The organism is Nostoc sp. DedQUE02 (genome assembly GCF_034531035.1).
GTDB lineage: Bacteria > Cyanobacteriota > Cyanobacteriia > Cyanobacteriales > Nostocaceae > Nostoc.
In genome coordinates this window covers 13,041-25,818 of the sequence record NZ_JAVRBY020000054.1, presented here as the reverse complement: position 1 = coordinate 25,818, position 12,778 = coordinate 13,041, and the positions used below count along the sequence as shown (strand labels likewise).

At 40.7% G+C, this 12,778-nt stretch carries 8 protein-coding genes; 6 read left to right on the top strand and 2 right to left on the bottom strand.

Annotated features, from left to right (window positions below):
• The first annotated feature begins 114 nt into the window (after positions 1-114).
• From RMX98_RS28465 to RMX98_RS28445, 5 genes are all read left to right on the top strand, one after another.
• Positions 115-1,173, top strand: coding sequence for a hypothetical protein (locus RMX98_RS28465; protein ID WP_322677898.1), 1,059 nt, complete (start codon positions 115-117; stop codon positions 1,171-1,173).
• Positions 1,174-2,793 carry a DUF3131 domain-containing protein gene (locus tag RMX98_RS28460; RefSeq protein WP_322677899.1) on the top strand — a complete coding sequence of 540 codons (1,620 nt, stop codon included), beginning with the start codon at positions 1,174-1,176 and terminating at the stop codon, positions 2,791-2,793.
• A 61-nt stretch (positions 2,794-2,854) separates the two neighbouring features.
• Complete coding sequence (locus RMX98_RS28455) at positions 2,855-4,840, top strand: glycosyltransferase (RefSeq protein WP_322677900.1); 1,986 nt, start codon at positions 2,855-2,857, stop codon at positions 4,838-4,840.
• Between the two features lie 68 nt (positions 4,841-4,908).
• On the top strand, positions 4,909-5,604 hold the full coding sequence (locus tag RMX98_RS28450; RefSeq protein WP_322677901.1) for a PIG-L deacetylase family protein: 696 nt from the start codon (positions 4,909-4,911) through the stop codon (positions 5,602-5,604).
• Between the two features lie 116 nt (positions 5,605-5,720).
• Complete coding sequence (locus RMX98_RS28445; RefSeq protein ID WP_322677902.1) at positions 5,721-6,047, top strand: STAS domain-containing protein; 327 nt, start codon at positions 5,721-5,723, stop codon at positions 6,045-6,047.
• 43 nt (positions 6,048-6,090) lie between these two features.
• Here RMX98_RS28445 and RMX98_RS28440 read toward each other — a convergent pair whose 3' ends face one another.
• The gene (locus RMX98_RS28440) at positions 6,091-7,278 is read right to left on the bottom strand and encodes a SpoIIE family protein phosphatase (protein WP_322677903.1); all 1,188 of its coding nucleotides are present in this window, start codon (positions 7,276-7,278) and stop codon (positions 6,091-6,093) included.
• A gap of 152 nt (positions 7,279-7,430) precedes the next feature.
• Here RMX98_RS28440 and RMX98_RS28435 point away from each other — a divergent pair, with 152 nt between their 5' ends.
• On the top strand, positions 7,431-7,847 hold the full coding sequence (locus RMX98_RS28435) for an anti-sigma regulatory factor (protein ID WP_322677904.1): 417 nt from the start codon (positions 7,431-7,433) through the stop codon (positions 7,845-7,847).
• A 28-nt stretch (positions 7,848-7,875) separates the two neighbouring features.
• Here the strand turns inward: RMX98_RS28435 and RMX98_RS28430 are convergent, their stop codons facing one another.
• Positions 7,876-12,627, bottom strand: coding sequence for a response regulator (locus tag RMX98_RS28430; RefSeq protein ID WP_322677905.1), 4,752 nt, complete (start codon positions 12,625-12,627; stop codon positions 7,876-7,878).
• Positions 12,628-12,778: the final 151 nt, after the last annotated feature.

Genomic DNA, 12,778 nt, shown 5'->3' with positions numbered 1-12,778 from the left:
GTTTGTTAATAATCAGTTGTATTTGGGAATACTTGTATATGAGTCAATGCAGTCCGTAGCTTGCACGAGCAACAGACATCTCGATTCAAAATCCTGGATTATTCCTTCAAATCTATGAACAAGGTGCGACTGGCGCTGATGATGCTAATTTTACTAGGAAGCATCTTTGCGAGTAAAAATCTAATGGCGATCGCTGATGCCTCAAAGCAGCTCGAAAGCCAGAAATTAAACCAAATTCGCAACCCAATAGCTTCCAATACCCCTGTACTACTGGGGCTGTACGCTCCAGATTACATCGGAAATCAAAGTACAATTGACAACCAATTACGTCAAGTCGATCAATGGGTTGGTAAGCGCCATTCTATTGCTGGATTTTTCTTTGATATCGAAGACTCGAATCCTGCCTACAACATTCCAGTTTCCCTAGAACAACTGAAGCACAACGGATACACAGCCTTTATTAATCTCAAATCCACTCGTACAGCAGCGCAGATTGCTAAAGGAGACGTAGATAGTTCTCTGCAAAAAGTGGCAAAAGCCTACTCTGATTGGGCAAAACGAGGCGAGGGTCGTATTGCGTTTATCGCTCCATTGCAAGAGATGAACATTCCTGGAGAAGCATACAGCAAAGACCCGCAAAACTTCAAGTTAGCTTATCAACGTATTCAAAAGATATTTAAAGAAGCTGGTGTCTCTTCACAGGCAATCCGTTGGGTATTTGCGCCCAATGGTTGGAGTGAAAACAATGAACATCGTTTTGAAAACTACTATCCTGGGGACAAGTCGGTAGATGTCGTTGCCTTTAGTTCATACAACTGGGGGTATTGTAGTAATTCTTCTTGGAAACACTGGAGTAGCCCAAAAGAAGTTTTTGAACCATATATCAAGCGAATGAAGGTTATGGCTGGCAGTAAGCCAATTTTCATCGCTCAAACAGCTAGTACGAGTAATACGCAAAATGGTTTGCCCAATACTGGCAAAGACCAATGGTTAAGAGACTCTTACACTCAGCTACCAGGGATGGGTGTAAGAGCCATTCTTTATTTCAATATTAATAAGGAATGTGATTGGGCAATTAACAGTAATAGCGGCAAATCTGCTGGTTATAAAGACGCAGTAAATAATCCAGCTTTCGGCTATTTGTCGCCTGCTGAGTTGGCAAAGAAGATATAAATGGCAACAAGCGGGATTAAAAGCATGATTTTGCAATCAGTTTTGTACGCAACGACAAATCAACAACCCCTGCTTTGTCCGAGTACCGCAACCTGGCAATGCTCTCCTACCCCATCTATCAATACGGTTCGGTTAACAAAGTTATCTGTTGAGGCAAGCAGGGGGAGCAGGGGGAGAAGAGAAGCAGGGGAAGAGAAATTGCTTAATAATAACTACTCTCTTCCCTCCCCTGCTTATCCGAACCGTATTGCCCCATCTATGATCATTGCTGCTCCTGATAACTTTAACCCTAATGTCCAAACACCACCGTCACCAACCGTTCCAAAACCGATTGCTCCTATAGTCACGCCACTACCACTAAAACCAAAACCAACCGCTACGCCAGAAAAACCTGCTACTCCAACGCCCACAACTTCTTTCCCACGATTGACTCAAGAAGCAGATCAAATTGCCGCCGAGCGGGCTTGGAAATATTTTGAGCGTAACTGGAATTCCCAAACAGGTTTAGTAAATTCGGTAGATAATCTACCGTGGACAACTTGGTGGGATCAGGGTAGCGCCTTATTGGGAATTCATGCAGCTTACCAGTTAGGGTTATTGCCGCAAGATGTTTTCCAAAAGCGGATGAACACATTGCTACAGACATTAGAAAAACTACCGCTACCTGCAACTGGTTTGCCCAATAAAGCTTATAGCACCCGTACTGCCCAGATGCGCCATCTCAATGATACCCCCGATCCCAAGGGTACAAGTGGTTGGTCAGCTTTGGATATGGGACGATTTTTATTAGCATTGCATGTTATGCGATCGCATTATCCAGAATATAGCGATTCGCCTAAGGGCGACAGCTTCGCTTCACGTATCAATCGCATCGTCGCTCGTTGGCAGACATCGAAACTTGTCAAAGATGGTTGGTTAAACGGTGCTATTCCCAAAGCAGGAAAACTTCTTGAAGTGCAGGAAGGACGATTAGGCTACGAGCAATATGCTGCCCACAGTCTAAAGTTGTGGAATATTCAAGCTTCAAATGCTCTTTCCAATCCCCCAGTAAAAACCGTTGAAATAGATGGAATTAAACTGCAAATCGACGAGCGTAATTTCAAAAACTCTGGGGCTACTAACTACCTAACGAATGATCCTTATTTACTCTGGGGTTTAGAAATAGGTTGGAATGATGCTGTTAAGCCTCAAGTGCAAAATCTTTTCAAAGTGCAAGAACAACGGTTTAAACGCACTGGAATTTTAACTGCTGTAAATGAAGACTCCTTGGATCGTCCTCCTTACTTTTTGTATTACAGCGTCTACGCCAATGGTCAATCTTGGCAAGCCGTGAACACCACAGGAAAAGCCTATCCCCAATTGCGGTTTGTCAGCACAAAAGCAGCATTCTCTTGGTTTGCGCTCATGCCAGATCAGCCTTACACGAAAAAGCTGCGAGATTTTGCTCAAAATTTATCCGATAAAAATCGTGGCTATCTTTCGGGGCGATATGAAAATTCCCAACTAGGTGTTAATGCTTCAGTTGACATTAATACAAATGCGATCGTTTTAGAAAGTCTGCTTTACAAAGCTATAGGTAGACATCCACTAGTGCTTGAGTCTTCGGAAATTAAAAATTGAATTACTTTAATTTTTAATTTTCAATCATCAATTTTTAATTGTTTTAATCCCTGGTACTAATATGACTTCAGTTTCTCTTATTGATAATTCCTCAAACTTTTCTGGTAACAGCCGTTCATTACTCAAAAAAAGAACGCTGTTATTTCGCTATCTAGCAGAAATCAATTTAATTTTTGGGATCTGGTATTTGCAATGGCGCGTTACTCATTCCATCAATTTTGATGCGCTCTGGCTCTCGATTCCTTTGCTGATAGCAGAAATTTATAGCTACTTGGGTGGTGTAATGTTTGTGATTGGGTTATGGCGTCCTTTAGTGCGACAGATTAAGTCTCTTGACCAAATGACCCCACCTTTACCTAGAGCTGACTGGCCAACAGTGGATGTGTTTGTAACCTGCTACAATGAGCCGCCGGAAATTGTAGAAGAAACTGCCAAAGCAGCTCTGTCAATGGATTACCCACCAACAAAGTTACGCGTTTATGTGCTGGATGATGGTAACTCGGCCGATATGCGAGCTATGACAGAAAGATTGTGTATCGAGGATTTGCAGTCAGCACAACTACAACAGGAAGCAAATCGGATTGATGCAGAACACTCTAGTTTGTTGCAACGCCTGAAGCAACTGCAAAATCTCACACCTAATACTCAAGCCGCAGAACAATGGCTGCAAGCATCAGCATCAGAACCAGTGGTTAACCAATTTGCTACTGAATTTGTGCAAAGTCTACGACAGTTTATTCTTTGGCTACCTCCGACTCATCAAAGTATTAGCGATCGCCTCACTACCGAACGAAAAGCTTTAGAAGAAGCTATTCGTAAAAAAGAACTAGAATTGGTGGAACTTTCCCGGTTTCGCTACATTGCTCGTCCCAAGACACCTGGTGTAGCGCATCATGCTAAAGCAGGCAACATCAATTACGCAATTTTTTCTGGAGAAACGGCAGGAAATTTTATTGTTACTCTCGATGCCGACCATATTCCCAAGCCAAATTTTCTCAAGCGAGTTGTGCCTTATTTCTACACCTATAATCTTTCAACCGGAAAATACGACCAGAATCAAATTGCTTTTGTACAGACTCGCCAGGATTTTTACAATATTCCTCCAGGTGATCCTTTTGGACATCGAGCAAATTTATTTTATGGGCCACTTCAACAAGGTAAAGATGGCATGAACGCTGCCTTTTATACAGGCACAAATGCAATCTTGAGACGTGAGGCATTAGTTAGTGTAGGACTGCAAAATTTTGCTGATGAATTTGCCAAAAATGAAAAACGTTTAGATGAATTTGATTTAGTTGGTGGGGTATCGAGTAATAGCATTACCGAAGACATGAATACAGCTATGCGTCTGCATAGCGCTGGCTGGAAATCGATTTATCACAATGAACTTTTGGCAGAAGGTTTAGCGCCAGATGATTTGAGTTCTACTCTTAAACAACGACTACGCTGGGCACAAGGAACTATTCAAGTGCTAGTGCGAGAAAATCCATTGACAAAATCAGGGCTAACCTTTTGGCAAAGGTTGCAATATTTTAAGACGATGTATAGTTATTTCTCTGGTTTTGCAACTCTGGTATTTATTTCTTGTCCGATTATCTATTTTTTTACGGACATTGTTCCAGTTAAAACCTACGGTTCTGACTTTGCCATACACTTTTTTCCAGCTTTTATTATCAACCGTCTGACTTTTTTAGCAGCTACCTGGGGCATTCCAGCTAGAGAAGTTTGGCGCTCTGAACAATATGCGATCGCTTTATTCCCCTTATTGATTCAAGCTGTATGGAGCGTATTTACAGGACAAAAAATCAATTTTCAAGTTACACCTAAGCAGAGGCAATCTGGTATTTATCTCCGGCTGGTTTGGCCACAGTTAGTTGTCTTTACCCTCACTATTCTGGGGATATTATGGAGTATTTACAACTTTGCAATTGGTCATCTAAATAATCCTTTGGTTCACCTACTCAATGGTGCGTGGGCTATCTATAACTTGTTACTTTTGTCGGCTATCATCCGCGCCTCTGTTTGGCAGCCTTCAAAAGAAGCCTAAGACAGACGTAAAGATAAGGAGAATAACTGTTAACTTCTTTATAAATTCAATCTAAAAAGGAAACAGTAATGAACACCCACTTAGACTCAAATCACTTTGGTCAACGAACTGTCTTAACAATTTATGCTCATGCTGATGATGAAGTTCTACCTGCTGCTGGCACTCTCAGTCTGATGTCAAAGGCAGGATGGAATATTCGTTGCTTAATTTTGACTGATGGCAGTCTTTCCAGTTCGTCTATTAAGGGCACACGTCATCAAGAAGCGGATGCAGCAGGTAAAATCATCGGTGCAACTTATGAGTTTTATGCACTTGAAGAGTATAATTTTTCAACCCAAGCAGTGATTAAAGTTACTGAAGAAGCTATTAGGCGTTGGCAACCGGATCTGATTATTACTCACGCACCACAACCTGAAAAATATGGACATAGGGATCATGAAGTGTGTGCGATCGCAGTTTCTAATGTTGCTACCCGCAAAAACATATCTTTATGGTATTCAGCACCGCCTGTTTTTTTACGTGGTTTTGAACCCAACTTCTTTGTAGATATTACTTCTGTAATTGAAGATAAAGTCGCAGCTATAGGTTGTTATGAATCAGAGTCAAATAAAGCATTTATGCAACTTGATGCCATACTGATTTTATCTCGTTTTTGGGCACGAGAGTTAGGACAAAAAGATGGTTATTTTGAAGCTTTTGAAATTTCTCGCCAATGTGTAAATGCTAGCTTTTTTACTGCAATAGCAAATAATAACTACAAGTGATTAGACACAGATAGTTGCATAAAATCACAAAAATATTGTTATATCTATTGCAGTTTACCTTGTGTCAGTGCCAAAATATAAATACATATTTTCAAATCAAAAAATAGGACAAAATCATGAGCTTGAGTGTGGAAGTACTAGAATTATCTGGAATTTTAGATGGTATTAGAGGTAATGAACTGCGTCGTGAGGTTAGCAGTATTTTGGCAAATGGAACCGAAATTTTGTTGATTGATATGAAAGAAGTAAAATTTATCGATAGCTCTGGTTTAGGCTCTTTAGTATCAGCAATGCAAATGGCGCGAAATGCTAATGCTAAACTTTTTGTCTGTTCTATCAGCGCTCAAGTTAAGATGTTGTTTGAACTGACTAAAATGGATAGAATTTTTCAAAGCTTTGCTGATCAAGATGAATTCAATCGCGAAATATTAGCGACACAATAAACTGCGAGAAAATCCCAGATTAAAATCCACACATTTGACTAGATTAACCGAAGTTAACTTTTACTAAAGACAAGTCATCATCAAGATTTTCTTGAGCATTTAAGGCAAGAATCTTCGCTAATACTTGATTTAGATTACAAGTATTCCGGCTATATTTAGTTAGTAAGTCAATGAAAGCATCAATACCCCAATTTTTACCATCTGACTGATTAATTTCATAAATACCATCACTAAAAATGTATAAAGTGCTGTTTTCTTCGATATCAAAAACAGCATCCTCAAATTGGACATCAGGTAAAAAGCCGATTGGTAAATCTAAAGAAGTTAGCTGTTTAACTTGGATAGTTGTTGTAGAGGTATTAGATAACAGTAAAGCTGGTGGATGTCCGGCGTTAGCATAAATAAGTTGACGTTTAAGACGGTGATAAACTCCATACCAGATTGTGAAGTATTTATCACCGTGCTTCGTCATTTGGAAGGCGTGATTGAGCGCTTTTAGGACTTCACTTGGTTGACAAAAGTTAGTATTTGGTAGAGATTGCGATCGCAAAACATTCAGCACCGATACAGATAAAAGAGCTGAACCCACCCCATGACCGGATACATCTAACAAATAAATTGCCAAATGATCCTCGTCAATCCAATGATGGTCGAAGCAATCACCCCCTAGCTGTGCTGAGGGAATAAACAGATTTTCTGTAGTTACTGCTCCTACAAGCGGTGAGGGTAGAAGCGATCGCACATAATCAGCGGCCTCAGACAATTCTGCTTCCAAAATTTGCTTTTGGGTTTGCAAATCCTGATTTAGCTTCTCTAAAGCTTGCTTTTGACTTTGTAAATCCTGGTTTAGCTGGTGTAATCTTAATCCTGCTCTTACCCGTGCTTTCAATTCATTCATCTCTATTGGTTTAGAGATAAACTCGTCTGCTCCAGCGTCAAGTCCCCTAACTCTATCTTCCTCCTCCCCTCGAGCTGCTCCCCTAGCCGTCAATAGAATAAAAAAAGTAGTTGCCAACTCTGGATCTGTTCTAATTCGACGACACACTTCTAACCCATCTAGCTGAGACATCATCCAGTCACAGATAATCAGAGCCGGACGTAGTAATTGAGCTTGTGTAATTCCTTCCTCGCCATTGCTGGCTACACTGATATCATAACCCTGATTTTGGAGTGTTCTTTTTAGTACTGTTCGCACTATCGGGTCATCATCAATAACCAGAATTTTAAACATAAATTAAATTTTTCTCAGTGGAATGAAAAGTAAGAATTTGCTCTAATTCAACTTATATTATGCAATTTAATTGGGAATGTATAGTAAAATTACTCAAATTAAATAAAATAGTTAGCGAATATGATGATCTCAAAAGATTTTTTGGTTAAGAAGTGAAAAATAAAATTTATCTAAAAGTTAACACAGACCTGACAGCATCGCCTCAAGTGCTGTCTTGGTTCGAGCAGATGAATCAACCACCTATCCCCAATAAACAAATTTGGTGGCAATGTCAAACACTTTTGATCGAAGGCTTTACTAACATTGTTGAACATGCTCACAAAAATTTACCTCTTGAAACTCCTATTGAAATAGAAGCTGTGCGATTAGATGAATATATAGAAATCCGCATTTTGTCTCAAGGTGAACCCTTTGATTTAGAACAGCAATTACAACAAACATCTGAATTTGAGGAGAATGAGCAAGAGCGTGGTCGTGGGTTAAAAATCATGTCTACCATTGCCGACAAGTTGAGTTATGAACCGACAGGAGATAATCGTTACTGTTTATTTATTAGTAAATATTATTAAAATTACAACCGGAGTTGAGCGCCAAAAGTTAGGAATTCAGAGTCCTGATTAAAAATTCTTGGATGTATTTAACAAACTCTTCTAACTCTGAAATTAAGTTAGTAGTACCTCGACGTTCTTGATGATGAGCTAGTTGTTCGAGCTTTTCTGCCGCTAAATGCATAGTTGTGGCTCCAATATTGGCACTAGCACCTTTAATTTGATGAGTTTGGAGCGCTATTTGCTCATAATCATGATCGGCGATCGCTATTTTAATTAGTTCTAAACGAGGTTGAATATCTTCAACAAACATTTGCAGTAGTTCCAATTCAAATTCTGGGTTATTTTCCGAGAGTTGATGCAACCGTTTCCAATCAATTGGGAGGTCAACTGAACCTACATCTGTTGTAGAAACTGTCTTCTCCAAAGCATCTGTTTCTTTTGCCCTAAATATCACATTTCCCCAATGCTCTAACGCCGCCGCCAATTTTTCTTTGATTACTGGCTTACTCAGATAGTCATCCATTCCGGCATCTATACACAGTTGTTGATCTTCTTTCATAGCATTAGCTGTCATCGCAATTACTACAGGACGACGACCATTAGCAAAGCTGCTCTCTTGCCAACGATGAATTTCTTTTGTAGCTTCTAAACCGTCGAGAACTGGCATTTGGCAATCCATCAGAATTAAATCGTAGGGAATTTTTTCTAATAGCTGCAAGGCTTCTTTTCCATTACCTGCGACATCAGCACTATAACCCAGGCTTTGGAGTTGCTTCAAAGCTACTTTTTGATTCACCAAATTATCTTCAGCTAAGAGAATTCTAAAACTTTGGCTTCGTTCAATTTTAGCCGTGAGTGTAGTGGAATTGCTAAGTTTGGGCGAGTTAGGGACAGGAGAATGATCGCTGCTATTGTTTTCGTAACTTTCCACTTTTAACTCTTCAATTCTGACTTCTGACTCCTCTTGTTCTGCCTGCGTTCCGAAAATAGTCATGATGGTATCGAGGAGTCGGGACGGCTTAATAGGTTTGACCAAATAAGCCACAAATCCTATTTTTAGCGCCTGTTGAATTTCATCTCGTTGATTAGTAGAAGTAAGCATAATCAAAGGTAGACTAGCGATCGCTGAATTTGCCTTAATTTGTTCTCCCAAGGTCATGCCATCTATTTCTGGCATCTGCATATCAATCACAGCAACGTCATAAAAACTTTTCTGCTTGGCAGCCTCCTGAATAGCTTTGAGGGCAGTAGCAGCCGAAGCAGCCTGATCTACCTGCATCCCCCAACGGGTAGCTTGATGGTGGATAATTTTGCGATTAGTAGCATTATCATCCACTATTAACAAGCGCCGATTAGTCAATTCGCCCTTGGTGCTGGTGTCAGGTGTCGCAGGCAAGCCATCACCTGGTGAGGAAATAGAGTGAAGTTGCTTGGCAAAAGTTACTTCAAACCAAAACTTAGATCCTTTCCCCAACCGACTTTCTACGCCAATTTCTCCCCCCATTAAGCTCACAAGTTGCTTACAGATGGCTAATCCCAAACCTGTGCCGCCATATTTACGGGTGGTGGAAGCATCTACTTGAGTAAATGGCGTAAAGAGTTTGCATTGGTCTTCGGAGGTAATGCCAAGACCAGTATCTGTGATGGCAAAATGGATAGTGGCTGTAGTAGAGTTTTGCGATCGCAATTTTGCTCGTAGTATGACCTCTCCATTGCTGGTGAATTTGATGGCATTGCTAATCAGGTTCATGAGAATTTGCCGCAGGCGGCCAGCATCGCCTTGGAGTTGGGTGGGGACGTTATGATAAATTAATGCGGCAATTTCTAATCCCTTATTATGGGCTGGGGGAGCTAATAATTCTAATACCTCTTCCACACAGGTAGATAAATCAAAATCTAGAGTTTCTAGTGCCATTTCCCCAGCCTCAAGTTTGGATAGATCCAAAATTTCGTTGATCAGGCTTAAGAGAGCATCTCCACTAATGCGAATTGTTTCAATAAAATCCCGTTGCTCCGAATTTAGGGGAGTTTCTAACATTAAGCCTGTCATACCCAACACAGCATTCATTGGAGTCCGAATTTCATGGCTCATGTTCGCCAAAAAGGCACTTTTGGTTTTAGAAGCTAATTCAGCTTGATGACGGGCAATTTCAAGTTCTCGTCGCTGTTGAGTTTCTGCATTTAACATTTGGGCTTGGGCTAAGGCAATACCTACTTGATCGGCTATTTGCCCTAAAAGATGAGTTTCAAAGCTAGACCATTGGCGGGAATTGCCGCACTGATGGACAATCAGCAAACCGCAGAGTTCTTCTTTGACCAGAATGGGTATGACCAAATTGGACTTGACCCCAAATTGTTGGAGTAATTCTATGTGGCTTTTTTGGACTTCAGTTATATCCAAGTCAGCAAGCCCCAGATGCCGTTTTTGACGATACTGCTGTAGATAGTACTGCTGTGTATATTCTGCTTGAAAGTAAGAATCGGTCAGCTTTTTGTCTTTGATTGCCAACCACCCAGAAACTACTGCCTCAACCACAGTACTTCCAGATCCATCTGCTAAAGGTTGATAAATCAAAACTCGGTCGCTATGGAGAATTTTTTGGACTTCCGTAACACTAATTTGGAGAATTTCTTTGATTTGCAAAGACTGACGAATCTTGAGAGTGATTTCAGTAAATAGTTGCGATCGCAAATTTTGCCGTTGAACTTCTTCTTCTGCTTGCTTACGCTCAATAAACTGCCCTACTTGCTCACCAATAGAATTCATTACTGTTGCCAAATCTGGGTCAGCTTGCTGGATCTCGTGGCTAAAACAGGTAATCACACCGAAAATTTTTTTACCACTACGGATCTGAAAACCGAAAGCTCCGTGCAGTTCTGCTTGGGCAGCGATTTCAGAGCGGACGAAATTCTGTTCTTTAACGACATCAGCGATCCAAACAGGTTCAACACTAGCCCAGACACGACCAGGCAACCCAATTCCTGGTGCAAACGTAGTCTGCCGACTTAGGATGTCAAATTCTTGCATTTCGTAGGATTTTTTATACCATGTATCTAACAAAAACAGTAGATTTGCTTGCTGATCCACCATCCAAAATTCACTTAAATTCCATCTTAAACTTTCGCAGATTCCTTGCAGGATTTGGGGCATGGCTTCGTTGACTGTAGTTGACTCTGCTAAGACGCGTGTTGTGGAGTATTGTGCTTTCAAATGTTGTTCAGTTCGTTTACGTAAACGAAGCTCCTCGTAAACATCGCTGATGTCGATACCCGTGCCAACAATGTATTCAACGCAACCCTCATAGTCTTGCAAGGTAGTGTTAGTCCAGGCAATCAGCCGCCGACTGCCATCCTTAGTTAACCAATAATTTTCATATTTGTTAGGCCCTTCACCAAATCGCAACTGCTCAAAAACTGTTTTAACCGGCTCCATTTCTTCAGGAAGTAGAAACAGGTTCCAGAAATGCCTTCCTTTCACTTCATCAAATGAGTAACCAGTTGTTTGTTCACAAGCTTGATTGAAGCTAACGATTTGCCCTTTAGGGTCAAGAACTATTACTAAAGCGCTGGTTGTATCTAGGACTGCTGAGATAAAGTTGCGTTCTTTGTCTAGTGTTTCCTCTGTTAATTTCCGCTCTCTGACCTCATGATAAATAAAGTAGTAGACTATAGCCAGAATCAAAAAGCTTAGACAAATAGCGATCGCAAGTGTCAAAACTGTGTTTTTAGCACTGGCTTTTGCCGCTTGTGACTGCTGTTGAAGCAACCCTCTATCATTATTCTCTATCTCATTGATGACCTTGCGGATATCATCCATGAGATTTTTTCCCTGATTTGTCTGAATTACCTGCAACGCCGCCTCGAATCCCTGGTTTTGACGCAGGTATATAGTCTGTTTGAGTATGGCAAATTTTGCACCTATTAGAGCTTCAACGGTTATAAACTGCTTTAGTTGGCTAGGTTGATCTACAATTAAATTTTTCAGTTCTACAATTTTTGTATTGATGTTTCCAATTACTGCCTGATAAGGTTCCAGATAACTTTCTTGTCCAGTGAGGATGTAACCGCGTTCTCCAGTCTCAGCATCCTTCATGTCGGACAGTAATTCTTCTAGTTTATTGATTTTCTCTTGGGTTTTTTGTAATTGATTATTATTATCAATCAATATACGTGTGTTTTGATAAGAAATCACCCCAATCAAAACTAAAATTGCTGATGCTAACCCAAACCCTCCGGCTACTCTTTGAAAAAATCGTTTGCGTCCCTTGTGCGCCTGTTTGCGCGTCTCATTCGCCAATACTAAACTTGCTAAAGTGCGTCGCATTTCTAGTTGCTTGATTACCTGGCGACCGAGAATTCGTAATGCTTCAACTTGTTCTGGAGAGAGGTTTCTTGGTACACGGTCAATTACGCAAAGTGTTCCTAGTGCATATCCTTCAGGGTTAGTCAGTGGTACACCAGCATAAAATCGAACATTTGGATCAGAGGTAACTAGTGGGTTTGTCGCAAACCTTTCGTCAACTGTGGCATCAGGCACAACAAAAACTTCAGGTTGCATAATAGCATGGGCGCAGAATGCCACATTTCGGGGTGTTTCTAAGGCATCCAAACCAACTTTTGACTTGAACCACTGGCGATCGCTATCAATTAAACTGATTAAGGCAATGGGAGTTCCACAAATATATGACGCTAAACGGGTAAGGTCATCAAAGGCAGCTTCCGAAGGAGTATCGAGGATTTTATACTCCAAAAGAGATTCGATTCGCTGTGTTTCGTTATCAGGTAATGGTGCTTTCATTTTTCAGCCTTATACCATTTTGAATTTTAGATTTTGGATTTTAGATTTTAGATTTTAGATTTTGGATTTACTTCTGCCCCCGGTCACTAAATCTCGACTCACTTCTCCTGTCGGAGAGGCTGCGCCAACGACGCCGCTCAGTGCAAGTCGC